Origin of the sequence: Nitratireductor kimnyeongensis, from assembly GCF_019891395.1 — a bacterium.
Taxonomy (GTDB): Bacteria; Pseudomonadota; Alphaproteobacteria; order Rhizobiales; family Rhizobiaceae; genus Nitratireductor; species Nitratireductor kimnyeongensis.
This window is the reverse complement of record NZ_CP078144.1, coordinates 1-25,237: the sequence shown is the minus strand read 5'-3', so window position 1 is coordinate 25,237 and position 25,237 is coordinate 1. Positions and strand designations below refer to the sequence as shown.

The window sequence follows — 25,237 nt, the reverse complement described above, 5'->3', positions numbered from 1 at the left end:
CATGGACAAGCGCGTGCCCGACGACAGCGAACGCACGGTCGATATCATCGCCCGGCTGCAGGATCGCCTTGAGCGCGGGCGTGGCGCGGAAATCCGCCTGGTGGAGAGCATTCTGGCCAATCCGCAGTTTGCCGCCCACGCGCCCATCGCGCAGATCGCCGAACGAGCGGGCGTGAGCGAACCGACCATCACGCGGCTGGCGCGTGCACTTGGCTTTCCCGGAACGCGGGAAATGCGGTTTCATCTGGCGCAGGCGCTGGCCATTGGCGGTGCCTATCTGCGCGAGCCGAGCGCACCGGTGGAGGAACTGCCACTTTCCGGTCAGGTGGTGGCGAAGGTTGCCTCAGGCGCTCATGCCGCGCTCGACCTCATGTCGATGGCGCTCGCGGACATTGATCTTGAGCCCATGGCGAAAGAAATCAGCCGCGCGAGCCAGATCCTCGTTTATGGCACCGGCGGCAGCTCTTCCTTTGCGGCGGTGGAGCTGCAAAACCGGCTCTTCCGGCTTGGTCTGCATGTCACCGCACACACCGACCCGCAGCTTCAGCGCATGAGCGCCTCGGTGCTGGAGCCCAAGGCGGTGGTGATCGGCTTTTCCGTTTCGGGGCAGGCCGCCTCGGTGATGGATGCGGTGACGATTGCCCGGCAATATGGCGCGCGCGCCTTTGTGGTGACCACGCCCAACTCGCCGCTGGCGGCGGCGGGCGACGACATTCTGCCGCTCACCTTCAAGGAAGACGGCAATCTCTACAAACCCTCTTCCATGCGCTATGCGCTGCTCTCGGCGGTGGACATGATCGCCATGGCGACCGCGCTCACGCTTGGCAAGAAGGTGCTGGAGCCGCTCCGGCGGGTGCGCCACAGCCTGGCCAGTCAAAACATCAAGAACCCCAATCTGCCCATCGGAGACTGATGTCTTGCGCATTCTCGACCTTGAAACGCCCGCCGTGGTGATCGACCTTGCGAAGGTGCGGGCCAACCTCGCCCGCGCGCAGGCCCATGCGGACACGCACGGGCTGAAACTGCGCCCGCACATCAAGACCCACAAACTGCCCCTGTTCGCCAACATGCAGTGCGAGATGGGCGCGATCGGCATCACCTGCCAGAAGGTGGGCGAAGCAGAAGTGATGGCCGATGCGGGGCTGACCGACATTTTCATTCCCTACAACATTCTTGGTGCTGCCAAGCTCAACCGGCTTCTTGCCCTGCACAAACGCGTGACGCTTTCGGTGACGGCGGACAGCGCGGTGACGATTGCCGGCTATGCCAAGCATTTCACTGACCCGGAGCGCCCTCTCCCCGTGCTGGTGGAATGCGATACGGGGATGGGCCGATGCGGCGTGCAAACGGTGGAAGAAGTCGTTACGCTGGCGAAACAGATCGATGCAGCAACGGGGCTCCGCTTTGAAGGGCTGATGACCTATCCGCCGCGCGGCGAGCCGGAAAAGGTGGAGCGCTGGCTGGCGGATGCCATCGCCGCGCTCGGGGAAAGCGGGCTGGCGGTCAACACGGTTTCCAATGGCGGATCGCCCGACTTCTATCGGGCCGAGCAGGTGACCAGCGCCACCGAACACCGGCCCGGCACCTATATCTATTCCGATCGCATGCAGGTGGCTTTCGGTCATGGCACGCTGGAAGACTGCGCGTTCACCGTGCTGGCCACGGTGGTGAGCCGGCCGACCGACAACCGCGCAATCATCGATGCAGGCTCCAAGGCGCTTGCGGCCGATACGGCGCCCGTTCCAGGCCATGGGCACATCGTGGAGTATCCCGATGCGGTGATCGGCGCGCTCAGCGAGGAACACGGTATTGTGGACCTTTCGAACTGTGCGGCAAAACCTGAGATCGGCGACAAGGTGCGGATCATCCCCAATCACGTTTGCCCGGTGTCGAACCTTTACGACGCGGTGAACATCGTCGAGGGCGACCGCGTGACCGAAACACTGGTCGTTGCCGCCCGCAGCCGCCTGACCTGAGAACCAGTCATTCCGAGGAACAAGCATATGACCTACGACAAGAACCCCTTCCCTGAAGGCGATGCCGACCGTCACTATCTCTGGGAGATGCTGGTGCGGCGCGACATCGACGCGTTTCTCGCGCAGGACTGGTCGATGGTGGAAGGGGATTTTGCCGAGGACCGGTTCTTCGGCATGCATGCGCATTTCCTCAACGACGCGGATTCCTGGCGGCTCCAGTTTCCAGATGTGCAAACCTATCGCGACGAATGGCTGCGTCAGGGCAGGGAAACGGCGGCCACCGAGTTTGCCGAGCCGCTGCGCGATGCGCTTTTCCGCGTGACGAACATGCGTGACATCGACATCGATGGCGACCGCGCCGTGCTGCACAAGAAATTCAACGGCAGCGTGGCCAAGGCTGACGGCAGCGTCGACCGGCTGAACTGGCAAACACTCTATTTCTGCGCGAAGATCGACGGGCGCTGGAAGATCACCGGCTTTGTCGGCTACATGCCGCACCCGCTTTGCGGCTGATCACTCAACGCGCCTGCCCGTCTCGGCATCGAAGAGATGGGTCATGTTCTCCTGAACGGTGAGCGGCAGTGTGTCGCCGGGCGCGACCTTTGCGCTGCCGGGAAGCCGGGCGATCAGCTCGCCGCCGGCACCATTGGCGCCTGAAAGCGTGCCATGGGCCAGCGTGTCGGCTCCGAGCGTCTCCACCGCCGTGACGGAAAGATTGAGCGTCGCCTCTTTCGCCGTGGCAATCTGCAGGTGCTCGGGACGCACGCCGAAGAGAAGCGGGCGGCCCGTCTCTTGCGGTTTCGTGTCCAGCGCGAGCTTTCCGCCGCCTTCCAGCACGAAATCCGAGCCCGAAACGCTTCCCTTCAGAATGTTCATCGCCGGGGAACCGATGAAGCCCGCAACGAAGCGTGTCGCGGGACGTTCATAGACAGCCATGGGAGTGTCGATCTGCTCGGCAATGCCGGCATTCATGACGACCAGCCGGTCGGCGAGCGTCATCGCCTCCACCTGATCATGCGTCACGTAAAGCGCGGTGGTGCCGACCGAGCGCTGCATCTGCTTGATCTCAAGCCGCATCTGGACGCGCAGCTTCGCATCGAGATTGGACAGCGGCTCGTCGAACAGGAAGACGGCCGGGTTGCGCACGAGCGCGCGGCCCATGGCAACACGCTGGCGCTGGCCACCGGAAAGCGCGCGCGGCTTGCGGTCGAGATAGGGTTCGAGCTGCAGCATGGCGGCGGCCTGATCGACCCGCTGGCGGATCTCGTCCTTCGTCTTGCCGGCAATTTTCAGCCCGTAGGCCATGTTGTCGAAGACGGACATATGCGGATAGAGCGCATAGTTCTGGAACACCATGGCGATGTCGCGCTCGCGCGGCTCCAGATCGTTGACCACCCGCCCGCCGATTTCCATCGTGCCGGCGGTGATGCGCTCAAGACCGGCCACCATGCGCAGGAGTGTGGACTTGCCGCAGCCGGACGGGCCGACAATGACGATGAATTCGCCATCGGCCACATCCAGGCTCACACCATGAATGACCTCGGTCTTGCCGTAGGATTTGCGAACGTCGCGTATGGAAATCGTCGCCATGCCGATTTCGGTCCTTCTATTTCTCTGTCTCGACAAGGCCTTTGACGAAAAGGCGCTGCATGAAGATCACCACCGCCACCGGCGGCAGAACGGCCAGCGTTGCGGCGGCCATGGTCACGGGCCAATTGCCGTAGTCGTCGGCGGTCGGCATCATCTGTTTCAGACCCATCACGATGGTGTTCATTTCCGGCTTGGTCGTGATCAGAAGCGGCCAGAGGAACTGGTTCCAACCGTAGATGAAGAGGATCACGAAAAGCGCCGCGATGTTGGTCACCGAGAGCGGTAAGAGAATGTCCTTGAAGAAGCGCAGCGGCCCGGCACCATCGACACGCGCAGCCTCCACCAGCTCATCCGGCACGGTCATGAAGAACTGGCGGAAGAGGAAGGTGGCGGTCGCCGAGGCGATGAGCGGCAGGATCAGGCCGGTGTAGGAATTGAGCATGCCGAGCGAGGCGACAACCTCATAGGTCGGCACAATGCGTACTTCCACCGGTAGCATCAGGGTCATAAAGATCGCCCAGAAGGCGAACATTCGAAACGGAAAGCGAAAATAGACGATCGCATAGGCCGACAGGATCGAGATGGCGATCTTGCCGAGGGCGATGCCCATGGCCATGACAAAGGAATTGAACAGCATGCGCCCCACCGGCGCGGTGATGCCCGAGGTAAGCGCTTCGCTGTAATTGTCGATGAAATGCGGCCCCGGCACCAGTGGCATGGGCGGGCGAATGATCTCGAAATGAGTCAGCGTCGAGCCGACAAAGGTGAGATAGATCGGGAAGCAGACAATGGCGATGCCGATGATCAGCACCGCGTGCATCAGGATCGTGCCTAAGCCCTGTTTTTCAACCATGCCCCGCCCTCCTCAATAGTGCACGCGCCGCTCGATGAAGCGGAACTGGATGACAGTCAGGATGCCAACAACAACCATCAGAATGACGGATTGGGCGGCGGAAGAGCCGAGATCCTGCCCGACGAACCCGTCGGAATAGACCTTGTAGACGAGGATGGTGGTGGACTGGCCCGGCCCGCCGGCCGTCATGGTGTGGATGATGCCGAAGGTCTCGAAAAAAGCGTAGACGATGTTGACCACGAGCAAGAAAAAAGTGGTGGGCGATAGAAGCGGGAAGATGATGGTGCGAAAACGATGCCATTTGCCCGCGCCATCGATCGCCGCCGCCTCGATCAGACTTTTGGGGATCGCCTGCAGGCCGGCCAGGAAAAACAGAAAATTGTAGCTGATCTGCTTCCACGCTGCGGCGAGAATGACCAGCGTCATGGCCTGCCCCCCATTGAGAACGGGGTTCCAGTCGATGCCCATCGCCTTCATGTAAAAGGCGATCACGCCGATGGACGGTTGGAACATGAAGAGCCACATCACGCCGGCCACGGCAGGCGCCACGGCATAGGGCCATATGAGCAGCGTCTTGTATGCCCCTGCCCCCTTGACCGCCTGATCGGCCATCACGGCAAAAAGAAGAGCGACCGACATGGAAACCAGCGTCACGAAGAAGGTGAAGACCGCGGTGGTGATAAAGGACTGGAGATAATAGCGGTCGTTGAAGAGATATTCGAAATTGGAAAACCAGACGAAGCGCGCTCCAAGCCCGAACGGATCAGGGAGAAGCAGCGACTGGTAAAGGGCCTGACCGGCCGGCCAGAAGAAAAAAACGATCGTCACTGCAAGCTGCGGCGCGAGCAGCAGGTATGGCAACAACCGGTTGTCGAAGGTAACGCGCTTTTCCATGGGCAAACCAAGAATGCCAGGGCCGGCAAGATTTCTGCCGGCCCCGCAGGTTTCATAGACTTATCGCGTCGACTGTTCGAAGCGGCGCAGCAACTCGTTGCCGCGGTTCACAGCCTCGTCAAGCGCGGCCTTGGCGTCCTTCTGACCCTGCCAGACGGCTTCCAGCTCCTCGTCGATGATGGCGCGGATCTGGTCGAAATTGCCAAGACGGATGCCCTTGGAGTTTTCCGTCGGAGCCTTGCCGGTCATTTGCAGGATGGCAATGTCGGTGCCCGGGTTTTCTTCGTAGAAACCCTGCTCCTTGGTCAGGTCGTAGGCAGCGGTGGTGATCGGCAGATAGCCGGTGTCCTGATGCCACTGGGCCTGCACTTCTGCGCTGGAGAGATAGTTCAGAAATGCTGCAACACCTGCATATTCCTCAGCCTCATGGCCCGACATGACCCACAGCGAAGCACCGCCGATGATCGTGTTGTAGGGCACGCCTTCCGCATCCGGCCAATAAGGTAAATTGGTCACGGTGAAGGGGAAGTCGGCCTCGGCCTTCACACCGGCATAGCCGGCTGACGATTCGGTGAACATGGCGCACTCGCCCGAGCGGAAGCGTGCACCGCCCTCGTTGCGACGGCCCGAATAGCTGAAGAGACCTTCCTTGGCCCATTCGCCCATCTTGTCGATGTGCTGCACCTGAAGATCGCCATTGAAAGCGAGTTCGGTATTGGTGCCGGCAAAGCCATTGGCTTCCGTTGCGAACGGAACATTGTGGTATGCGCTCAGATTCTCGAGATGGATCCAGGACTGCCACGCCGTCGTCAGCGGGCATGCAGAACCGGCTTCCTTGAGCTTGACGAGAATTTCCTCGACTTCTGGCCAGGTGGCAGGCTTTGACTCGGGATCGAGACCGGCTTCCTCAAGCGCCTTCTTGTTGATGTAGAGAACAGGAGTGGAAGAATTGTAGGGTAAGGACAGCATCTCGCCGTCGGTGTTGGTGTAGTAGCCTGCAACCGGTGCAAGATAGGCGTTGGGATCGAACTCGGCTTCGGCCTCGGCCATCACTTCATAAACCGGCTTGATGGCACCCTTGGCAGCCATCATCGTGGCGGTGCCGACCTCGAAAACCTGCAGGATGTGCGGTTGCTCGCCGGCGCGGAAAGCGGCAATGCCGGCATTCAGGGCTTCGGAATAATTGCCCTTGAGGGTCGCCACAACCTCATACTCGTCCTGACTGGCATTGAAATCGGAAACCTGTTTTTCCAGAAGTTCGCCGAGACGGCCGGTGAAGGCATGCCAGAATTGCACCTCGGTCTGCGCCTGTGCGGCGCCGACCGTTACCGGAAGCACCACGGTCAAAGCCGTGGCAGCGGAAAACATTGCGCGAAATCTCATTGTGTATCTCCCTGTAGCGTCGATCGCCGGTTAACCGGTCTCTATTGGTCGGCTTATGTTACCGTTGGATGACAGCATCTGTAGAATACATTGTCTATAGCTTTTCCAGTATAGAAATTTCATGCTGAAATGAGGCGATCATGCGATTGGCCTAGCCTATCGCCATCCTATACAAGGTGCAGGGTCGAATCGGTTTCACGATCTGAGGGTAAAATGGGTTTCCTGGCGCGGCTCGCGGCTGGTGCAATCACGCTGTTCGCGCGCTTTATTACAGCCGTGCGGGCCGTTTGGGATGGCATAGAGCCTGTTCCCCGGCAGCGCATCTACTTTGCCAATCACGTAAGCCATGGCGATTTCATTCTCCTGTGGGCGGTCCTACCTCCCCGCATGCGCGAGCAGACCCGCCCGGTGGCGGGCGCGGACTACTGGCTCAAGTCACCCATCCGCCGTTTTATCGGCCGTGATGTGTTCAACGCAGTGCTCATTGATCGCGACCGCAAGACGCGTGCCGACGATCCGATCAAACAAATGGCAGATGCCCTGGATGGCGGCGCCTCGCTCATCATCTTTCCCGAAGGCACCCGCAATGAAACCGACAAACCTCTTCTGCCCTTCAAGAGCGGAGTCTATCATCTTGCGACAGCGCGGCCCGACATCGATCTCGTGCCTGTCTGGATCGACAATCTGAACCGTGTCATGCCGAAGGGTGAGTTTGTCCCCGTACCACTGATATGCACTGTTACCTTCGGTGCGCCATTGCGTGTGGAACCTGCAGAGACCAAAGACGCCTTCGTGAGAAGGGCGCGCGCTGCGCTCTTATCAATCTCCGATGCTGAAGAAAGCACCGCATGATGACCGTGCACCAGATAGACCTTTTGAAACTGCTTGGTGGGCTCGCCGCCGTGCTCGTTCTGGCCTCTCTTGCAGGGCAGGTTCTCCAACGCAGGCTCTCGCCTGACGGCTCCAATGCCGCCATTGAGAACCTGAACGACCGGGTCAACGCCTGGTGGGTGATGATCATCCTCATGGGCGGCGCGCTGCTCTTCGGCCGGCTCGGCGCCATTCTTCTCTTTGGCTTCGCCTCCTTCGCCGCCCTGCGGGAGTTCGTGACGCTGACGGACACACGGCGCGGTGACCACTGGGCGCTCGCCTCAGCATTCTTCATCGTGCTGCCGGTTCAGTATTATCTGGTCTACATCGACTGGTACGGGCTCTATTCGATCCTTGTTCCGGTCTATGCGTTTCTGCTGATGCCCATTGTCTCTGCCCTGCGCGGCGACACGGACCATTTCCTCGTGCGGGTGGCAGAGGTGCAATGGGCGCTGATGATCTGCGTCTTCTGCGTTTCCCATGTGCCGGCACTGCTGACCCTGCAGATCCCCGGCTATGAGGGGCGCAACCTGCTTCTCATCGCTTTCCTGGTGGTGGTGGTGCAGTCGAGCGACGTGCTTCAATATGTCTGGGGCAAACTGCTTGGACGCACGAAGATTGCGCCAAAACTCTCTCCCTCCAAAACGGTCGAAGGCTTTATTGGCGGTGCGCTGAGCGCCACGGTGGTCGGCGCGACACTGTTCTGGATGACACCCTTCACACCTCTCCAGGCAGGGCTTCTGTCCTTCGTTGTCGTGCTCATGGGATTCTTCGGCGGGCTCGTCATGTCGGCCATCAAGCGCGACCGCGGCGTGAAGGACTGGGGGCATCTGATTGCCGGCCATGGCGGCTTTATCGATCGGCTGGATTCGGTCATCTTCTCGGCCCCCATCTTCTTTCACCTTGTCCGTTACTGGTGGTCGCTTACATGAACAAGACCGAAAATCGTCGCCCCCTTGCCAGCCGCGACACAGGCTGGGCGAAAGCCGTGGCCCGCCGGCTTTCCCACACATCCGTCACACCCAATCAGATTTCCGTGGCGAGCATGGTGTTCGCGGCGCTTGCCGGGCTGGCTTTCTGGCAGGCTGGTGAGATGGATGGCCCTACGCGGCTTCTGCTTCTTGTCCTTTCCGGCCTGCTCGTGCAGTGCCGGCTGCTTTGTAATCTCTTCGATGGCATGGTGGCCGTGGAAGCTGGCAAGGGTTCACCGGACGGTGCCTTCTGGAACGAGTTTCCTGACAGGGTTGCCGACATCGCGATCCTCGTCGGGGTCGGCTACGGGATCGGTCTGCCAGCGCTGGGCTGGGCGGCAGGCGGCTTTTCCGTTCTCACCGCCTATGTGCGTGAGCTTGGACGCGCCTGCGGCCAGAAGGCGGACTTCTCCGGCCCCATGGCGAAGCCGCATCGCATGGCGGCGATCACACTTGCCGCCGCGCTTTCATTGTTCGAACCTCTTTGGAACGGGCGGGGCGAGGTGTTGACGGTGGCACTCTGGATCGTCGCCATCGGCGCGGCCCTGACCGCACTGCGCCGCTCCGTGCGGCTCGTGAAGGGACTGCGCGGTCAGGCCTAGTCTCTATTCAGGCAAGGCCCGGCAACACGGCTTTCACACCTGCGACGATCATCTCCACAGCTATCGCGAGCAGGATCATGCCCATGAGCCGCGTGGTGATCACGCGCATGGTTTCGCTCAACACGCGTCCGATGAACGATGCAAAGAAGAGAACGACAAACAGGATCGCCAGTATGCTGGCGACAACAGCACCTACGGCGAATGTGGCTTCAACTCCACCCGCCTGGCCCGCATAGATGATCAATGTTGCGATGGTGCCGGGACCAACGATCATCGGAAAGGTGATCGGGTAGAAGGCGAGCCCGGAAAGATCGTCGATGTGCGCCTGTTCGCTCTCGGTGCCATGGTGGGATGAAAAGCCGTTTCCGTTCAGCATCGACCAGGCGATGTGCGCAAGAACGATGCCGCCAGCGACGCGAAACTGATCAACCGTGATTCCGAAAAACCCGATGATCGCCTGACCGGCAAACAGGATAACCGCACACATAATGGCTGAAAAAATCGAAACTTTGAACGCGAGCACACGCTGCTGCTGAACCGTGAAACCGTCCGTCAACGCCAGAAAGATCGGCAGGTTCACAAACGGATTCATGATAGCGAAAAACGCGCCGAACACTTTTGTCAGTTCGGTGTAGTCCATAAAAATGCCCCGCCTGCCGATTTCGCACCGCCCGGATCATGGCAGGTGCGACTCACTGAATTGCGGGGCAGTATGGCAGCAAGATGCGCCACAGGCGACGGCGCAGTTAGCCGGCCTTCGCATCCCGTTGGAATATCCAGTCATGATCCGGGTGGTTCTTGAAGCGCCATCTGCGCAGTGGGCCGGCCATGACGTTGAGATAGTACATTTCATAGCCATAGGGCGCGCCGCAGGGGTGGTGCCCTTTTGGCACCAGCACCACATCGTGGTCGCTGACGGCCATCGTCTCGTCCAGTTCGCCATCCTCGGTGAATACACGTTGGAAACCGAAGCCCTGCGCCGGGTTGAGCCGGTGGTAATAGGTCTCCTCCAGATAGGTCATGTTCGGGAAATCATCCTCGTCATGCCGGTGCGGCGGATAGGACGACCAGTGGCCCTGCGGGGTGTAGACCTCTGTGACGAGCAGGCTGTCTGCAACGTCGCGGCCCTCCATGGCGATGTTGTGGATGTGGCGGGTGTTGGCTCCTTTGCCGCGCTCTTCGAGGCTGATGCCTGTGGGGCCGATAACCTGTGCCTCATGGCCGCTCTTGCCGGGTGCCGAGCAGACGGCAAGCGTGCAGTCCGTGGTGGCTCGGGCTTGCCATTCGGTGCCATCGGGAATGTAGACCGCATGGGGCGGCAGCCGCTCGAACACGTTCATGCGCTCGCCAACCTCGCCAAACGCTTTACCCGCGCCTGAGATCTCCGCCTTACCTTCAACGAGCACGAGAATGACTTCTCGGTCTCCGGTTGCCTCGGATGCGGTTTCGCCAGCTTTTAGACGGTAGAGGCCGAAGCCGACATATCCCCAGCCCGCCGATGTCGGTGTGATGTCGTGCACCTTGCCGACGGTGCCTGCGGGTCTGACCAGAAGATCGGGCATGGTTCCTGCCTTATTCGTTTTCAATGTCGCCGGGCTTGAAAGTGTAGAGCAGCGACCAGGCCGCATAGACACCGACGGCGGTATACAGAATTCCCCAGAACGGTGCGCCGGACACAAACTCGAACACCCCCCAGCCAAGACAGACTGCCACCACCGCCACGCGCCGCCATAGCGGCCGAAAGAAGGGATGGCGTGCGTCAATCAAACTCATCGTGCTTCATCCTTGACCAGCCCGGCAGCATGCGCTGCCTGCCGGAGCGCTTTCAAGCCCATGGATTGATATTTGACCGGGTCCGCCTTGAGCGGGTCCTGCTCGGCCTCGATTACGAGCCATCCATCATAGCCCTTCTTCGCAAGCACGTTCAAAACCTCTTCGAACGCAATGCCGCCTTCCGGGTCCCCCGGCACAGTGAAGACGCCGCGACGCACGCCTTCGAGGAAGGAAAGCTCGTCCTGCTCCACTTCCCTGCGAATCGCGGGGCGCACATTCTTGGCATGGAAATGAGCCACCCGCTCGCCATAGGTTTCGGCGAGCTCCACCGGGTCGGACCCGCCGAACCAAGCATGGCCGGTGTCGAGCAGAAGGTGGGTCGTGGGGCCTGTGCCGTCCATCAGGCGTCCGATCTCTTCTCGGCTTTCAACCACGGTCCCCATATGGTGATGATAGACCAGTGTTATGTCCTGGCCCGCGCAATGTTCCGCAATCGCCTCGACGCCCGCACAGAAGGCCGGCCAGCGATCATCCTCAAGGCGGGGACGGTTTGCTAGTGCCACGGCGTCGTTGCCGTGAATGGCGTTCGATGTCTCGCATACAATGCAGACGTCGCAATCATTGGCCTTCAGCATGTCGAGATGCGGCTGGATTGCCTTTTTCTCGGTTTCGATGTCGTTGACCAGCAGGTTGAGCGAATGCCAGCCAGAAACGAAGACGAGACCGTGCCCGGCCAGAACCGCCTTCAGCGTCTCGCCATCCGAGGGCATCTTGTGCCCCTTCTCGATCCCGTCAAAGCCGATTGACGCCGTTTCCGACAGGCATTGTTCAAGAGGAATATGCGCGCCTATGGTCTGATCATCATCATTCGACCAGGCAATGGGATTGGTGCCGAAGCGGATCATTCAGTGTCTTTCCTTCAACGCTTTTTCATAGACCCTGCGGGCTGCATTGACCTCCTGCCGGTCGGAAACCTCCGGAACCGTCACATCCCACCAATGACCGCCCGCCTCTGTCGAGGGATAGGGATCGGTATCGATCACCACGACAAAGGGCCCCTTGGCGGTACGCGCCTCTGCAAGAGCTGCCTCGAGCTCGGTGATAGAGCCCGCTTTTCGGGCCTCCGCCCCCATCGAGGCAGCGTGGGCGACGAAGTCGACCCGCAGCGGATTGACATGGTGTGTGTGGTCGAGAAGATTGTTGAACTCGGCTCCGCCGGTGCCCATCTGCAGCCGGTTGATGCAGCCGAACCCGCGATTGTCGGTGATGACCACGGTGATCTTGATGCCCATGGAAACGGCGGTGGCCAGCTCCGAATTCATCATCATGTAGGAGCCGTCGCCCAGCATCACGACCACATCGCGATCAGGCTCCGCCATCTTGATGCCCAGCCCGCCGGCGATCTCGTAACCCATGCACGAATAGCCGTATTCCATGTGATAGGAGCCGGGTCGCCCGGCCTTCCAAAGCTTGTGCAACTCGCCTGGCATGGTGCCGGCAGCACACATCACAACCGTGTTCTCGCGCGCCGCGCGCTGTACCGCGCCGATCACCTGCATGTCGGTGGGAAGTGCGTTGTCATCGGCCGCGGGTGCTGCCGTCACGGCGTCAGCGGCTTTGAACCACGTTTCCTTGAATGCCGGATCGGGCGCCTGCGCCCGCCATCCACCGAGCCCTTCGGACAGAAGTCCGAGGCCGACATCAGCATCGGCGATCAGCGCCTGCGCATCGTGTTTGTTACCATCGTAGGGCTGAACATTCAGAGACAGGATCCCGGGTCGTTTTTTGAACAGTGCCCAGGACCCGGTGGTGAAATCCTGGAACCGCGTGCCGACCCCAAAGACCAGATCCGCCTCCTCGCAGACCGCATTGGCGCTCGACGAACCCGTGACCCCGACCGGCCCGAGATTGAGCGGGTGATCCCAGGGAAGCGCGGATTTGCCCGCCTGCGTTTCCACCACTGGAATGGCGTGTTTATCCGCAAAAGCTTTCAGCGTTGCGCACGCACGCGAATAGTGAACACCGCCACCGGCGACGATCACCGGAGAGCTAGCGGCGCGAATGGTTTCGATCGCGTCGGCCAGTTCGGCTTCATCGGGCTGCGGTCTGCGGCGGCGCCAGGTTCTTTCCGCAAAGAAACTCTCCGGCCAATCATATGCCTCGGCCTGAACATCCTGGCAGAAGGCGAGCGTCACGGGCCCGCAATCGGCCGGATCGGTCATCACGCGAAAGGCGCGCGGCAGCGCGGTCAAAAGCTGCTCGGGCCGGGTGATGCGGTCGAAATAACGCGAGACGGGGCGGAAACAGTCATTTGCGCTCACCGTGCCATCGCCAAAATCTTCGATCTGCTGCAAAACGGGATCGGGGCCGCGATTGGCAAAGACGTCGCCCGGTATGAGAAGCACGGGCAGGCGGTTCACATGGGCGAGTGCAGCCGCCGTCACCATGTTTGTCGCGCCGGGGCCAATGGACGACGTTACCGCCATGGCGCGGCGGCGGCCAAGCTGCTTCGCATACGCGATGGCGGCGTGGGCCATCGATTGTTCATTGTGTCCGCGGTAGGTGGTAAGCGTGTCGCGCGCCGCATGAAGCGCCTCGCCGAGGCCCGCCACATTGCCATGGCCGAAAATGGCCCACATGCCGGCAATGAAGGGCTCGCCCTCCTCGTTCTTCTGGGCAGCAATGTAGCGAATCGCCGCCTGCGCCCCCGTCAGCCGGATAGTCTTCATGCTGCCGCTCCCTTCCCCGCCTGTGCCCGCGCCCGATCCCAAACAGCGCAGAGATTTGCATACTTCTCCGCCATTTCGGAGATGGCCGTATTGTCGTCGATTGCACCGGATAGCCAGCGCCGCGCTGCATCCGCAAAGATGGTACGGCCAACAGCGAAACCCTTGACCAGTTCGAAGGAAGCCGCAACCGCGAAGCTTTCCTCCAGCTCTTTTGCCGGCGCATCGAGCCCGAGCACGACTATGCCCCGCGTGTGCGGATCGTTGGATTGGATCGCATCGCAGGCTTTTTGCCACGCGGCACGGGACGTCATCGGCTCCAGTTTCCACCAGTCCGGGTAGACACCGATCTCGTAAAAACGCCGAATGGCGCGGGCTGCGGTGTCATCGTCACACGCGGCGACCTTGGACGGGATGATTTCGAGCAACATTTCCAGCCGATTGCGGCGGCTTGCGGCAAACAGGCGTTTGACCGTTTCTTCCTGTTCTTCTCGCATCGCCGGCTCATCGTTCGGGTGATAGAAGCACAGAACCTTGACCACGTTTTCCAGCGGCCATTCATTGAGTCCGCCGCAATCGGAGCCAATGGCCGGCTCCAGCGTGAGCGGGCGCGAGCCGGGCCATTCGGCGGGGCGACCGATCCAGAGCCCGGAACCCGAGGCAGCGTAGAGGGCGTCCCGCCCGAGACGGCCATCGCACAAGATCCCGTAACCATGACGCCCATCAGCCACAGTTTTCGCTGCCTCAAGGCAGAGTTTCTTGAAGCCGCCGATGCGTTCACGGGAGACGCCCGCCTCATCAGCCATGACTTCGAGTTGCATGCGGTGATCGAAGGCGAAGACACGCATCTGCGACCAGTCGCCATGCCGTGTCGTCGCCCAGTGAACCTGCTCCAGCGCGGCGTCCTTGCGCAGCGCCTTCTCGCGGATACCGGTGCGAAAGAAGTATTGAAGTTCCTCAAGAGAGGGATAGGCCGGCGTGCAGCCATGACGGGAAACCGCAAAGGCCCCGCAAGCATTGGCGTATTTCAAGGCTGTTGGCCAGTCCTCCCCCGAGAGCCAACCCTTGAGAAGCCCAGACATGAAACCATCACCCGCACCGAGCACGTTGAACACCTCGATCGGGAACCCCTCTCCCGCCTCGCCGTCATCCAGCGTGCCGGGAATTGCGCCGGCAAAGGCGGAGGCGCCCATCGGTCCCCGCTTGCAGACGAGGACGGCATCGGTCAGCGCGCGCACATTCCTCAGCGCTTCGATCGTGTCGGTGGAACCGCCTGCGATATGAAACTCCTCTTCCGTGCCGACAATGAGGTCGAACATTGGCAGGGTGGATTGCAGTTTCACGGTAACGCGTTCGGATTCGATGAAGCGGCTCTCGCCCTCGCCATGCCCGGCAAGACCCCAGAGATTGGGGCGATAGTCGATATCGAGCGCCGTCAGCGCGCCGTGTTCGCGGGCAAGCCGGACCGCCTTCAGAACTGCGGCCTCGGTGCGCGGATGCGAAAGATGCGTGCCGGTCGCGCACACGCAGCGTGCCTCGGCAATGAAATCCGGGTCGATGTCTTCCTCGCCAAGCGCCATGTCGGCGCAGTTCTCGCGATAAAAGATCAGTGGAAACTGTTCCTGATCACGAATGCCGAGCAACACCAGCGCGGTCAGACGTTCGGGATCAGTCACAACGCCGCGCGTGTCGACTCCCTCGCGCTCAAGCTCCTCACGAATGAAGCGGCCCATATGTTCATCGCCCACCCGCGTGATCAACGCCGATTTGAGGCCGAGACGTGCCGTGCCGGCGGCAATGTTGGTGGGGGATCCGCCGATATACTTGTTGAAGGAGCTCATGTCTTCCAGGCGACCGCCAACCTGCCCGCCATAAAGATCGACCGAAGAGCGGCCGATGGTGATGAGGTCTAGGGACTTCATCGCTGTCTCCTCCATGCATTCCTGCGACGCCATTCGCTCAGCGAACGGCAGGGCGATGAACATCCGGTCACGGCGTTCCATCTGCTTCAATAATGGAAGATATGTTCTATTTCTAACTCGAAATCAACATATGAGTTCTATTTCACTGGCCGCTAGCCCCCACCGCAACCACAAGTGCAACAGCCAGCGAGAGTGTTGCCGAAAGCGAGCGAAAGTTTCCGAAATCCGCTTCCGATACGGTCAGCATGAGCGGTGTGATGGGCCGCAACGGGCTGGCGATGGCATCGGTAATTGCAATGACATCGGCCCCAGCCGCCCGCGCGGCCTCGGCGAGCTCGATTGTCTCGGGCGTATAGGGGGCGAAGGTGATGGCGATCACCGCATCGCCCTTGCGAATCGCATGCCGGTTGTCGAGCCGCCCCACATGATCGTGGATCATTGTCGGCACATTCATCTTCTCGAACGCATACGCAAAATAGGTGGCGACGGAAAAAGCCCGGCGCAGCCCCACAATGTGCACCATATTGGCCTGCGATAGCGTCTTGATGGCCGCGTCGAGCACGTCCGGGTCGATGGTCTTGGCCAGACTTTCAAGGGAAAGACGCCCTGCCTCAATAAACTCCGCCAGAAGAGCGGAGGGACTGCCAGCGCCGCTTTCACGCAGTTTTTCAAGACGGGTGGGATAATCAGGCCAGTTCTGGGCATAGGACTCCCGGAACAGGCGCTGCATCTGCGAAAACCCGGAAAAGCCGAGCACCTGGCAAAAGCGCATGAAAGCGGAAGGTTTGACACCGGCACCTTCCGCCATTTCGGCCACGGTGGACACGGCGATGCGATCGGGATTTGCAGCCACATAGTCGGCGCACTGTTTAAGCCGCTTCGGCAGACCATCGGAGATATCCAGCATTCGATCGAGCAATGCCTCGATGGTTTCCGGTGCTGAAAGCTCTGACATGCTGCCCCTCGTTGGCTTGACAAAATGGCGTCACCGACTTTACGCAATTGGAATAAAAATTCCAATAGTGGAGGAGAATTTCCATGCGCGAAATCGGCATCGGTCTGATCGGTACGGGGTTCATGGGCAAAGCTCATGCGCTCGCATTTCGCGCGGCAAGGGCAGTGCTTGGCGATGTGCCAGCCGCCCGGCTGGAATTGTTGTGCGATACACCCGCAAAACGCGCTGCACAGATGGCGGAGCAGTTCGGTTTCTCCCGATCCACGGACGACTGGCATGTGCTGGTAAACGATCCCGCCGTCAACATCGTTTCCATAACCACGCCAAACCGGATGCATTGCGAGATGGCGCTGGCAGCCATCGAAGCCGGCAAACACGTTTACTGCGAGAAGCCGATGGGCCTCACTCTGGAGGAAACCCAGGCAATGGCTCGTGCGGCCGGCAAGGCCGGCGTCAAAACCATGGTCGGCTACAACTACATAAAAAACCCGGCATTCGAACACGCCCGAGGCCTGATTGCCCAGGGCGCCATAGGCACGCCTGTGCATTTCCGCGGATTTGTGGATGAGGATTACCAGGCTGACCCGGAGAGCGCCTGGACATGGCGCGCGCGGATAGAAGAAGCCGGGCTCGGCGCCCTTGGCGACCTTGGATGTCACCTGGTCTCCATGGCGTATGGGCTGATGGGGCCCATTGAAAGCCTAATTGCCGATATGCAAACCATCCACGAGTCACGCCCGATGCCCGACGGAAACGGGCGTGGGGCAGTGGAAAATGAGGACGTTGCTTCCGCGCTGGTGCGGTTTGCGAGCGGGGCACAGGGAATACTCGCCACGTCCCGCTCTGCCTGGGGGCGCAAGAACCGGCTGGGCTTCGAGGTGCATGGCACCACGGGGATGATCGCCTTTGAGCAGGAGCGCATGAATGAACTGCAGGTGTATCAGAATCAGGGTCCGGCGGCAGAGCACGGTTTCAAGACCATCCTTACCGGTCCGGCCCATGGCACTTATGGCGCATTCTGCCCGGCTCCCGGCCACCAGCTCGGATTCAACGATCTCAAAGTGCTGGAGGCCGGTGCCTTCCTCCGGGAAATAGCGGGCGGCGACAAGTTTGGTCCTGATTTCGCGGAGGCGCTGGAATTCGAGAAGGTCATTCACGCCATCGCTGCTTCTGCACGAGAAGGGCAGCGCGTAACGATCTAGGGGCAAGCACAGATAATCTCCACGCTGTGCTGATCGATGGCCCGATTTGACCACGTCAGAAGAAATAGCGATTTCTCCGCTTGATCTTTGCCAAAGCAGGACCAGAATCACATCCATAGGGTGGTGGAGAACGAAAGGATCCAGCATGACAACAGCTTCTGATCTCTCCCCGAAATTCCGGCATGTGCGACTTGAGCTCGCCCGCGAGAAGGGACATCCCCTGGGCGATCATGACGAAGGATATGATCTGCTGGTTCCACTTGACACGGAAGGCCATCTCGACGCCGCGGAATGGAAGAAGCATCAAACGCAATGCCGCGTGCGGCGCTTCGAACCCAATGCGGAAGACAAGATCGGCCGATTGCGCCGCAAGCCCGGCGGGCAATGGTATTTCGATTACGAAGAAGGCACCCGCGACGATGAAATCGGCTTCCGCCTCGGCGAAGAACGCTTTCGGCAAGGCGAGTATATCTCGATCTCCCGACAGGGTGAGATGCACACGTTTCAGGTCAAGCTGGTGGAACGGCTCTAGAACCGGAAGAAGGAATCCTGCAGGGCGGAGTTGGAGTATTCGACAGGCCGGCCTCCCGCATCCACCACCACGCGCTGAACCCTGAGCAGCGGCGAGGCCTTCGGGATCGACAGTGCCTCTGCCTCTTCCTCCGAGGCCGACAGAAGCGAGACGTGTTCGCGTGCAAGGAATATTTCGCCACCCAGCGCCGCGCGCAGCATGGTGTAGAGCGAGGTTTCCGCGAGACTGGAAATGTCCAGTTTCTCAACAAGGGCCGCCGGCAAAAGCGAGGTCTGGTGAACGACGGGACGGCCCTCCAGAAGCCGCACACGGCGGATCTCGAAGACCTCGGTTCCCAGCGGGAGCGCCAGCGCATGGGCGATGGACAGCCCTGCCTCAACACGCCCAGTGGAGACAAGACGCGTCGAGGGGCGAAAGCCGGCCTCGCGCGCGGCGGTGGGAAAATCCATCAGCTTTTCACCGCTGCGTCCGATGGCGCGTTCGCGGTAGACGGTGCTGCGCCCCTGCCCCTTGGAGACGAAACCCTCGCGCTGCAGGAGCTCCAGCGCCTGACGCACAGTACGCCGCGAAACCGCATAGGCAGATGCCAGTGCATGTTCGGAGGGAAGCGGATCGCCATTGCGCCACAGGCCGCCCGTCAGCTCGCGGATGAGCCTGTTGGCGAGGCGCTGATAGGCGTGATCCGCAGCCATGTTTCAGGCTGCCCTGCCGCCGATGTTTCGCACCAGCACCGCGCCGATGATGATCAAGCCGGTGAAAATGTCCTGCAGATAGTTTGGTACACCGAGAATGGTGAGGCCATTGGCGACCACGGCGATGATCGCCGCCCCCAGAAGCGTGCCGAGCGCATTGGCCTGCCCGTCGCGGAAGGCAGTCATGCCGAGAAAGACTGCCGCATAGGCCTGAAGCAGGAAACCGTTGCCGCCGGTCGGATGAGCGCTGCCGAGGCGCGCGGTGAGAAGCAGGCCGGCAAGGGCGGAAAAAAGCGTGCAGAGGCCGAAGGCCCAGACACTGTTTGGCACGATGCGCACGCCGGTGAGCCGTGCCGCCTCCCGGTTGCCGCCAATGGCGAGGATGCGGCGACCAAGCTCCGTGTGGTCGAGGATGAAGGCTGCTAAAAGCGTCGCCGCGAGCGCCCACAGCGTGAGAACGGGAATGCCGGCGAGATAGCCGCGCCCCAGATCACGGAAGCCCACCGGAATGTTTCCGAAGAGCGTTGCGCCATCGCTAATCCAATAGGTGATGCCACCGACAATGGTGCCCATGGCAAGCGTGACGATGAAACTGGGCATGCGATAGGTGGCAATCGCAAGTCCGCTGACCGCGCCAACGGCAAAGCCTGCAATGAGCGTGACCAGCATGACGGGCACGATGCCCCAGCCGGCGCCGAACAGCGTGACGGAAACGATGCCCGCCATGGAAACCACCGCGCCAACCGAAAGATCGAACTCCGACAGCGACATGACGAAGGTGGCGCCCAGCGCGACGATGGCGAGCAGCGACATCTGCTGGGTGATGTTGATGAGGTTCGAGCCCTTGGCGAAGGCCTCCGGCGAGAGCGCTGCAAAGAGGGCGATGATGGCCAGAAGGCCGATCAGGGTTCCGTAGCGGGCGGAAAAGCTCAAACTCTTATCTCCGGCTTTGATGGCTGAGGCGGCGAGGCGCGGAACGTGGCGTCGATGACGGACTGGCGCGTCACGGCTCTGTTGGGCGCATCGAGCGTGACGGCTCCCTGCGCCATGACCACGACGCGGCTTGCGAGCATCAGGAGTTCTTCAAGGTCGCTGGTGGCGAAGAGAACGGCTGCTCCCTCGCCCGCAAGGCGATTGCATAGCGCGTGGATTTCCGCCTTGGAGCGCACATCCACGCCGCGTGTCGGTTCATCGAGCAGGAAGAGTTTCAGCGACGGATCGAACCAGCGGCCGATCATGATCTTCTGCTGGTTGCCGCCCGACAGGGTGGAGATGCGGTCCCCGAGGTCCCCATATTTGACGCTGAGCCCTTCAAGCGCGGCGCGAACGCCGGCCCGCGCCCGCTTCCACGAGACAATGGGCAAGGAACCGACGGCACGATGCCGCTCCAGATGCGGCAGGACGGCATTGTCGAGAATGGAGTGATGCATGACGAGACCGGTGTTGCGCCGGTCTTCGCAGACATAGGCGACGCCGGCGCGTTTGCGGCTTTCAATGCCCGAGGCCGGGAGCGGCGCACCTTCAAGCGCGATGTCGCCCTCCGCCATACCGCTTGCTCCCCAGACGGCTTTCAGGAGACTGGAGCGGCCACTGCCGACCACGCCATAAAGACCCACGATTTCGCCGGCATGCACCGTTAGATCGATGGGGGCGCGGACCGGGCTGACGCGGAAACCGGAAAGCTCCAGAACGGGGTCGCCCGGAGCGCGCGCATCGCCATGGCGCTCGTGGCGAAACGCCTCGCCCGCCATGAGCGCGACGATCTCGTCGCGCGAGGTGTCGGCGATCTGCCCGCTGCCGACGGATTGGCCATTGCGCAGCACCGTGTAGTCATCAGCCAGCGCGAACACCTCATCGAGCCGGTGCGACACGAAGATGATGGCGCAGCCCTGATCGGCCAGATCGCGCACGATGCGGCGCAGGACGGTCGCCTCCTCCTCACTCAGCGAGGCGGTGGGTTCGTCGAGGATCAACACCCGCGCATCGTCCATCAGCGCGCGCAGGATTTCGACAATCTGGCACTTGGCGACCGAGAGGCGCCCCACCGGCACGTCGATATCCAGATCGAGCCGGTAGCGGTCGCGCAGGGCGGCAAAGCGCGTGCGCATCGCCTTCCAGTCGACGCGACCGAGACGGCGCGGATAGGCCCGGCCCACATAGGCATTCTCATAGGCCGTGAAGCCCGGAACGAGATTGAGCTCCTGATGCACGGTGCGCAGCCCGGCGGCTTCCGCCGCGCGTGGATCTGCCGGCTGATACGCCCTGCCGGAAAGTTGCATCGTTCCGGCATCGGCCCGGTGCACCCCGGAAAGGCACTTGAGCAGGGTGGATTTACCCGCCCCGTTCTCCCCCAGAAGGGCATGGACCCGCCCGGCGGTAACGTCGAGGCGCACGTCATCGAGCGCCGTGACGCCGCCGAACCGTTTCATGAGCCCTTCGATCTCAAGCATCGGCGCCGGCTTTACTCGCAGTTTGCGCCAAGCGTTTCGCGGTCGACCACCTTGGCCTCCACGAAGATCTCGCGCGACGATGGCTCGCCGCCCGCCAGAACGGATTCGATTTCTCCGACTGCGGCGCTTGCAATGCCCGGAAAATCCTGCCGCACGGTGGCGGCGAGATTGGTGCACTGCTTGATCAGGTCCACCGCCTGCGGATTGCCATCGATGCCTGCAATCACAATGTCGGCATCGGGCATGTCGCTTTGAAGGGCGAGCAGCGCGCCAATGGCCGGCTCGTCCCACGCGGCCCAGACGCCGTCGATTTTTTCGCCATACTGGCGGACGAAGGTTTCCATCGCCTGCCGCGCATTGTCGATTGGGCCTGGCACCTGGACATAATGCTCGGCGATGACCTTGACGGCATCGTTCTTCTCAAGCGCCGCATCCAGCGCCAATTCGCGCTGGCGAACGCCGGGATGCGCGGAGTGAAAGAATTTGACGATGTTGCCTTCGCCACCCAGCGCCTCGAACAGGTAATCGGAGAGGATGGTGCCAAGGGCAAAATTGTCGGTGGTGATGTTGGCGGTCACGCCATCGGCGAGCGCACCGTCGAGCACGAAAACGGGAATGTCCTTGCCCGCTGCGGCGGCAACCTGATCGGCGATCTGGTTTGGATCGACGCTCACCAGCACGATGGCGTCCGCTCCGGCATTGGTGACATCCTCGACACGGCTTGCGAGCTGCTGGAAATCGCCGCGTGTGTCGACCACATTCACGGTCCAGCCCTTGTCCTCGGAATCGGTCTTGAAGGTCTCGACCATCTCATTGGTCGCAACGGAGCTGAGATAGGGCGTTAGCACGGCGATGTCCTCGGCATTAGCCGTGGAGATCTGGGCGAAAGCGGCCAGTGCGGCCGTGGCAAGAAGCATGCGTTTCATCGTTTCCTCCGGTCAGATTATCGAATTTGCCTGTTCCCGCGCGAAGCGGGACGCTGCAAGATAGGCCTGGTAGCGGCTGTCACAGCGCGCGGCATGGGTGGTGTCAGGTGCGCGCGCGGGCGACGCATCCATGGCGGCTAGCGATAAGCCGGCCTTTGCCGCGATCATGCGCAATGCGCCCCGCGCTGTCATCTCCTGGCTGGCATCGGGAAAGGCAACTTCGAGGTTCAGCACATCGGCAAGAATCTGCCGCTGCAGCGGCGTACGGGCCGCGCCGCCAATGATGGTGAGCGGCGATGGCGGCAGGCCTGCGGTTTCCAGATTGTGCCGGATGGCGAAGGCCACGCCCTCAAGCACGGCGCGCGCCATCGCGCCCTTGCCATGAGTGCGGTCGAGGCCAAGAAAGGCGCCGCGCACGCGCTGGTCCTCGAAAGGCGCGCGTTCGCCAGAGAGATAGGGCAGAAAGAGCGGCAGGGCGCGCGCATCGTCCGCCGTTTCCGCCGCTTCCAGCAGGGCATCAACACTCTCGCCGGTGGTTTCGGCCAGCCAGTCCATGGCCGCCCCCGCCGTCAGGAAGGGCGAGATGATGATGACGCGGTCGCGGTGGACCGGATCGGCAAGCGTGTAGATGTCACGCGGGGCCGCGGCATCCTGCATGGTGAGCGTGGCTGCAACCCAGCCGGTGGTTCCGAGATAGGCATAGGCGCGTCCCGGCGCGTCAGCGGCTGCACCCCATGTGGCCGCTGCCGCATCGCCTGCGCCATTGAACACAGGAATGCCTTCGCTCAGGCCGAGCTCTGCAGCGGCTTCTGCCCGCAACGGGCCAAGGATCTCGTCGGCCGGGAGGATTTCAGGCAGGCGCGTCGCTGCGACACCGGCAGTGGCAAGCAGTTCGGCATCCCAGCACCGTGCTGCGATGTTCATCAGGCCGGTGGTGGAGGCGACAGTGGGATCGATGACAGCGCGGCCGGTCAGCCGGAAGGTGACGGCATCCTTCGCGCCGAAGAAGAAGCGGTGTTCATCAAGCAGATCGGGCGCGAAGCGGTCGAGCCGCATGAGTTTGAAAATAGTGTGGGCAGGGTCCGGATGATTGCCGACGCGCTCCGCGTAATCATCCGGCAGGCGGGCTTGGAGTTCGGCAATCTCGGCCTCGTTCAGCCGACGGTCGGAATAGAGCGCGGCAGGTGCCAGCGCTTCGCCTTCGGGCGAGAGAACGATCAGGTTCTGCATGGAACCGGTGAAGACGAGCGCTTCAACGTCTTTCCTGTCGGGTATGTCTGCGAGCGCGGAGACAAGCGCCGCCCACCAGTCGGCGGGGTCCTGCGTCTGCGACCGGTCTGTCCCGGACGCAATGACGAGGGAAGCCGACCGGGCGGCCAGCATCGCGCCATGCTCGGAAAACAGAACGGCTTTCAGGGCCGAAGACCCGATATCGATGGCCAGAACGGTCCGGCTCAAACCAACCTCCCTCACATGGGGTGGACGAATTCAACATCCACCGTGTCGCCGCGCGCTGGCTTTTTTGCAAGGTCCGTTCCCCGTTTTCGCGCGGTGATCCACGAGTGCGGGCCGGAAAGCCTGCCCTGTCAACGAAAAGGGAAGGTGCACCGCCATTTCACTTCCCGTTTTGGACAACGACTTCCGAAAATGCGTCAGGTCGCGCGGGTGCCTGCGGGGCTATGGCCGCAATGGCGGCGGAAGGCGGCGGCAAAGCGGCCAGCATGGGCGTAGCCGACGCGCGCGGCCACCGCCGCGACCGGAAGGCCATCCCGTTCGAGCAGAAGCCGGGCATGCTCCATACGGCGCATGGTGAGATAATCATGCGGGGAAAGCCCGGTGAACCGCCGCATGCCTGTGGTCAGCGTTCGCTGCGAAACATCAAGCCGATCACAAAGCGCCGATACGGTGAGCGGCAGCACAGCGGGATCATCGAGCAGCGCCTTGAAGCTCAGCACATAATGCGGCAGCGGACCGGCGGCGGCGAGCGCCGAGGGCTCCACCTCGCGGCAGGGCACATGGGCAAAGAGCGTTTCCAGCACCGCATTGACGAGCGGCATGGGCGATAGCGCCGTGCTGTCTGCGGCCTCGATCTCTTCCGCGACCATGAGCCCGAAGAGACGCGCCAGCCGTCGCCCCACCGGCGTGTCGAGGTCGATTTCCGGCTTGAAGAATGGTGTGCGGCGCACCGGATCGCCCGTGTAACGCTGCCAGGCGCGCTCCACAAAGTCGCGCTCCAGCCGCAGCATGACCTGCGTGGTGCCGGGCCGCCAGTTGGAGCGCACGAAGGGGCCGGGCGAGAGGATCAACCCACGTCCGGGGTGCGAAGCGACACGGTCACGCCCGTAGAGAATATCCACCCCGCCGGAGAGCGGGAACTCCAGCATGTAGAACGTGTCGAAGATGCCGGCCTCGACCTCGATATCGGGGCCATAGCGCAGGAGATTGAGGGACGCCCCCTCGCCTGCGACGGCGTGATGCCGGAAATCGAGCGCGGCTTCACCGGAGGGCATCAGAAGGCGATGCGGCCTGTAGCGTGCGCCGATCGCGGCCTCGGCCTCGGCAATGTCGAGCGAGTGCAGGCCGGGCACCCGTCCCAGCCTTTGCGATGCATCGATGAGATCCGCCACCACCATGGTTGCGAGGATAACAGGACAATGGAACCTGTCTAGAAAAAGCTGGGCCGCGAAAGGAACAAGTCGCACTTCAAAGCACGCAGAGTTTTCCTATTTTCTGATTTATTTTCAACCAACTAACTCATCATTGCTTTCGAGAAAGGTGTTTGACTTGTCCCGCCCGTCCGTGCCTCAATCGGGAAAAGCGAAAAAGGGACGTTGCGCGTATGACTGCACCCATGGAACCCAATTCCTTCCGGATTGGCCCTGACGATGAGGGCATGTACGGGATCTTCGGCGGCCGGTTT

At 61.5% G+C, this 25,237-nt stretch carries 25 protein-coding genes; 8 read left to right on the top strand and 17 right to left on the bottom strand.

From position 1 onward, the window contains the following. Position 1: 1 nt before the first annotated feature. Genes KW403_RS18160 through KW403_RS18150 form a run of 3 tightly spaced genes read left to right on the top strand, consistent with a single transcriptional unit; the run spans position 2 to position 2,489 of the window. On the top strand, positions 2-913 hold the full coding sequence (locus KW403_RS18160) for a MurR/RpiR family transcriptional regulator (protein WP_223022658.1): 912 nt from the start codon (positions 2-4) through the stop codon (positions 911-913). A 4-nt stretch (positions 914-917) separates the two neighbouring features. After that, entirely contained in the window at positions 918-1,976 is a 1,059-nt protein-coding gene (locus tag KW403_RS18155; RefSeq protein WP_223022657.1) for a D-TA family PLP-dependent enzyme, read from the top strand. Positions 1,977-2,003: 27 nt separating this feature from the next. Beyond that, complete coding sequence (locus KW403_RS18150; protein WP_223022656.1) at positions 2,004-2,489, top strand: hypothetical protein; 486 nt, start codon at positions 2,004-2,006, stop codon at positions 2,487-2,489. Here the strand turns inward: KW403_RS18150 and KW403_RS18145 are convergent, their stop codons facing one another. The 4 genes from KW403_RS18145 to ugpB are packed head-to-tail and all read right to left on the bottom strand — an operon-like array spanning position 2,490 to position 6,696. Further along, entirely contained in the window at positions 2,490-3,566 is a 1,077-nt protein-coding gene (locus KW403_RS18145) for a sn-glycerol-3-phosphate import ATP-binding protein UgpC (protein ID WP_223022655.1), read from the bottom strand. Between the two features lie 16 nt (positions 3,567-3,582). Then, positions 3,583-4,419, bottom strand: coding sequence for a sn-glycerol-3-phosphate ABC transporter permease UgpE (ugpE, locus tag KW403_RS18140; protein WP_223022654.1), 837 nt, complete (start codon positions 4,417-4,419; stop codon positions 3,583-3,585). Between the two features lie 12 nt (positions 4,420-4,431). Next, complete coding sequence (ugpA, locus tag KW403_RS18135; RefSeq protein WP_223022653.1) at positions 4,432-5,313, bottom strand: sn-glycerol-3-phosphate ABC transporter permease UgpA; 882 nt, start codon at positions 5,311-5,313, stop codon at positions 4,432-4,434. Between the two features lie 60 nt (positions 5,314-5,373). Beyond that, complete coding sequence (gene ugpB, locus KW403_RS18130; protein ID WP_246637989.1) at positions 5,374-6,696, bottom strand: sn-glycerol-3-phosphate ABC transporter substrate-binding protein UgpB; 1,323 nt, start codon at positions 6,694-6,696, stop codon at positions 5,374-5,376. A gap of 213 nt (positions 6,697-6,909) precedes the next feature. On the opposite strand from ugpB, the gene KW403_RS18125 reads away from it, so the two are divergent. From KW403_RS18125 to KW403_RS18115, 3 genes are read left to right on the top strand one after another with little or no spacing between them, the layout of a single operon-like run. After that, positions 6,910-7,548: a lysophospholipid acyltransferase family protein gene (locus KW403_RS18125; RefSeq protein WP_223022652.1), complete on the top strand. Its 639-nt coding sequence runs from the start codon at positions 6,910-6,912 to the stop codon at positions 7,546-7,548. Then, positions 7,548-8,498 carry a phosphatidate cytidylyltransferase gene (locus KW403_RS18120; protein ID WP_223022854.1) on the top strand — a complete coding sequence of 317 codons (951 nt, stop codon included), beginning with the start codon at positions 7,548-7,550 and terminating at the stop codon, positions 8,496-8,498. The genes KW403_RS18125 and KW403_RS18120 overlap by 1 nt, the downstream gene beginning before the upstream one ends. Continuing rightward, positions 8,495-9,139, top strand: a complete 645-nt coding sequence (locus tag KW403_RS18115) for a CDP-alcohol phosphatidyltransferase family protein (RefSeq protein ID WP_223022651.1) — start codon at positions 8,495-8,497, stop codon at positions 9,137-9,139. Before KW403_RS18120 ends, KW403_RS18115 begins: the two co-directional genes overlap by 4 nt. A 7-nt stretch (positions 9,140-9,146) precedes the next feature. Here the strand turns inward: KW403_RS18115 and KW403_RS18110 are convergent, their stop codons facing one another. The 7 genes from KW403_RS18110 to KW403_RS18080 all read right to left on the bottom strand — a co-directional run bounded on the left by KW403_RS18110 (position 9,147) and on the right by KW403_RS18080 (position 16,515). Then, positions 9,147-9,779 carry a MarC family protein gene (locus tag KW403_RS18110; RefSeq protein ID WP_223022650.1) on the bottom strand — a complete coding sequence of 211 codons (633 nt, stop codon included), beginning with the start codon at positions 9,777-9,779 and terminating at the stop codon, positions 9,147-9,149. 106 nt (positions 9,780-9,885) lie between these two features. Next, positions 9,886-10,701 (bottom strand): 5-deoxy-glucuronate isomerase, encoded by an 816-nt coding sequence (gene iolB / locus KW403_RS18105; RefSeq protein WP_223022649.1) that lies wholly within the window; start codon positions 10,699-10,701, stop codon positions 9,886-9,888. 10 nt (positions 10,702-10,711) lie between these two features. Beyond that, complete coding sequence (locus KW403_RS18100; protein WP_246638006.1) at positions 10,712-10,906, bottom strand: DUF3329 domain-containing protein; 195 nt, start codon at positions 10,904-10,906, stop codon at positions 10,712-10,714. 2 nt (positions 10,907-10,908) lie between these two features. After that, positions 10,909-11,817 (bottom strand): myo-inosose-2 dehydratase, encoded by a 909-nt coding sequence (gene iolE, locus KW403_RS18095; RefSeq protein WP_223022647.1) that lies wholly within the window; start codon positions 11,815-11,817, stop codon positions 10,909-10,911. Next, entirely contained in the window at positions 11,818-13,641 is a 1,824-nt protein-coding gene (iolD, locus tag KW403_RS18090; RefSeq protein ID WP_223022646.1) for a 3D-(3,5/4)-trihydroxycyclohexane-1,2-dione acylhydrolase (decyclizing), read from the bottom strand. It lies immediately after the preceding gene. Further along, on the bottom strand, positions 13,638-15,560 hold the full coding sequence (locus tag KW403_RS18085; protein WP_223022645.1) for a bifunctional 5-dehydro-2-deoxygluconokinase/5-dehydro-2-deoxyphosphogluconate aldolase: 1,923 nt from the start codon (positions 15,558-15,560) through the stop codon (positions 13,638-13,640). The genes iolD and KW403_RS18085 overlap by 4 nt, the downstream gene beginning before the upstream one ends. Before the next feature lie 142 nt (positions 15,561-15,702). Then, positions 15,703-16,515, bottom strand: coding sequence for a MurR/RpiR family transcriptional regulator (locus KW403_RS18080; RefSeq protein WP_223022644.1), 813 nt, complete (start codon positions 16,513-16,515; stop codon positions 15,703-15,705). A gap of 83 nt (positions 16,516-16,598) precedes the next feature. Between KW403_RS18080 and KW403_RS18075 the strand changes: the two genes are divergently transcribed. Together KW403_RS18075 and KW403_RS18070 are read left to right on the top strand one after the other, a co-directional pair. Then, positions 16,599-17,717 carry a Gfo/Idh/MocA family protein gene (locus KW403_RS18075; protein WP_223022643.1) on the top strand — a complete coding sequence of 373 codons (1,119 nt, stop codon included), beginning with the start codon at positions 16,599-16,601 and terminating at the stop codon, positions 17,715-17,717. 145 nt (positions 17,718-17,862) lie between these two features. Beyond that, entirely contained in the window at positions 17,863-18,249 is a 387-nt protein-coding gene (locus tag KW403_RS18070; RefSeq protein ID WP_223022642.1) for a hypothetical protein, read from the top strand. On the opposite strand, the gene KW403_RS18065 is transcribed toward KW403_RS18070, so the two are convergent. The 6 genes from KW403_RS18065 to KW403_RS18040 form a co-directional block, all read right to left on the bottom strand. Continuing rightward, positions 18,246-18,941 carry a GntR family transcriptional regulator gene (locus tag KW403_RS18065; RefSeq protein ID WP_223022641.1) on the bottom strand — a complete coding sequence of 232 codons (696 nt, stop codon included), beginning with the start codon at positions 18,939-18,941 and terminating at the stop codon, positions 18,246-18,248. The genes KW403_RS18070 and KW403_RS18065 overlap by 4 nt on opposite strands. A gap of 3 nt (positions 18,942-18,944) precedes the next feature. Continuing rightward, complete coding sequence (locus KW403_RS18060) at positions 18,945-19,874, bottom strand: ABC transporter permease (protein ID WP_223022640.1); 930 nt, start codon at positions 19,872-19,874, stop codon at positions 18,945-18,947. Beyond that, positions 19,871-21,391, bottom strand: coding sequence for a sugar ABC transporter ATP-binding protein (locus KW403_RS18055; RefSeq protein ID WP_223022639.1), 1,521 nt, complete (start codon positions 21,389-21,391; stop codon positions 19,871-19,873). Before KW403_RS18055 ends, KW403_RS18060 begins: the two co-directional genes overlap by 4 nt. 11 nt (positions 21,392-21,402) lie before the next feature. Beyond that, positions 21,403-22,317: a sugar ABC transporter substrate-binding protein gene (locus tag KW403_RS18050; RefSeq protein ID WP_246637988.1), complete on the bottom strand. Its 915-nt coding sequence runs from the start codon at positions 22,315-22,317 to the stop codon at positions 21,403-21,405. A 12-nt stretch (positions 22,318-22,329) separates the two neighbouring features. Then, positions 22,330-23,775, bottom strand: coding sequence for a xylulokinase (locus KW403_RS18045; protein ID WP_223022638.1), 1,446 nt, complete (start codon positions 23,773-23,775; stop codon positions 22,330-22,332). A 194-nt stretch (positions 23,776-23,969) separates the two neighbouring features. Continuing rightward, complete coding sequence (locus tag KW403_RS18040; RefSeq protein WP_246638005.1) at positions 23,970-24,950, bottom strand: helix-turn-helix transcriptional regulator; 981 nt, start codon at positions 24,948-24,950, stop codon at positions 23,970-23,972. Positions 24,951-25,237 lie beyond the last annotated feature (287 nt).

Bases quoted from the DNA above. Each gene is read 5' to 3' on its own strand.
- KW403_RS18160 (WP_223022658.1), top strand. From the start codon at position 2: ATGGACAAGCGCGTGCCCGACGACAGCGAACGCACGGTCGATATCATC.
- KW403_RS18150 (WP_223022656.1), top strand. From the start codon at position 2,004: ATGACCTACGACAAGAACCCCTTCCCTGAAGGCGATGCCGACCGTCAC.
- KW403_RS18145 (WP_223022655.1), bottom strand. From the start codon at position 3,566: ATGGCGACGATTTCCATACGCGACGTTCGCAAATCCTACGGCAAGACC.
- ugpE (WP_223022654.1), bottom strand. From the start codon at position 4,419: ATGGTTGAAAAACAGGGCTTAGGCACGATCCTGATGCACGCGGTGCTG.
- ugpA (WP_223022653.1), bottom strand. From the start codon at position 5,313: ATGGAAAAGCGCGTTACCTTCGACAACCGGTTGTTGCCATACCTGCTG.
- ugpB (WP_246637989.1), bottom strand. From the start codon at position 6,696: ATGAGATTTCGCGCAATGTTTTCCGCTGCCACGGCTTTGACCGTGGTG.
- KW403_RS18125 (WP_223022652.1), top strand. From the start codon at position 6,910: ATGGGTTTCCTGGCGCGGCTCGCGGCTGGTGCAATCACGCTGTTCGCG.
- KW403_RS18120 (WP_223022854.1), top strand. From the start codon at position 7,548: ATGACCGTGCACCAGATAGACCTTTTGAAACTGCTTGGTGGGCTCGCC.
- KW403_RS18115 (WP_223022651.1), top strand. From the start codon at position 8,495: ATGAACAAGACCGAAAATCGTCGCCCCCTTGCCAGCCGCGACACAGGC.
- KW403_RS18110 (WP_223022650.1), bottom strand. From the start codon at position 9,779: ATGGACTACACCGAACTGACAAAAGTGTTCGGCGCGTTTTTCGCTATC.
- iolB (WP_223022649.1), bottom strand. From the start codon at position 10,701: ATGCCCGATCTTCTGGTCAGACCCGCAGGCACCGTCGGCAAGGTGCAC.
- iolE (WP_223022647.1), bottom strand. From the start codon at position 11,817: ATGATCCGCTTCGGCACCAATCCCATTGCCTGGTCGAATGATGATGAT.
- iolD (WP_223022646.1), bottom strand. From the start codon at position 13,641: ATGAAGACTATCCGGCTGACGGGGGCGCAGGCGGCGATTCGCTACATT.
- KW403_RS18085 (WP_223022645.1), bottom strand. From the start codon at position 15,560: ATGAAGTCCCTAGACCTCATCACCATCGGCCGCTCTTCGGTCGATCTT.
- KW403_RS18080 (WP_223022644.1), bottom strand. From the start codon at position 16,515: ATGTCAGAGCTTTCAGCACCGGAAACCATCGAGGCATTGCTCGATCGA.
- KW403_RS18075 (WP_223022643.1), top strand. From the start codon at position 16,599: ATGCGCGAAATCGGCATCGGTCTGATCGGTACGGGGTTCATGGGCAAA.
- KW403_RS18070 (WP_223022642.1), top strand. From the start codon at position 17,863: ATGACAACAGCTTCTGATCTCTCCCCGAAATTCCGGCATGTGCGACTT.
- KW403_RS18065 (WP_223022641.1), bottom strand. From the start codon at position 18,941: ATGGCTGCGGATCACGCCTATCAGCGCCTCGCCAACAGGCTCATCCGC.
- KW403_RS18055 (WP_223022639.1), bottom strand. From the start codon at position 21,391: ATGCTTGAGATCGAAGGGCTCATGAAACGGTTCGGCGGCGTCACGGCG.
- KW403_RS18050 (WP_246637988.1), bottom strand. From the start codon at position 22,317: ATGAAACGCATGCTTCTTGCCACGGCCGCACTGGCCGCTTTCGCCCAG.
- KW403_RS18040 (WP_246638005.1), bottom strand. From the start codon at position 24,950: ATGGTGGTGGCGGATCTCATCGATGCATCGCAAAGGCTGGGACGGGTG.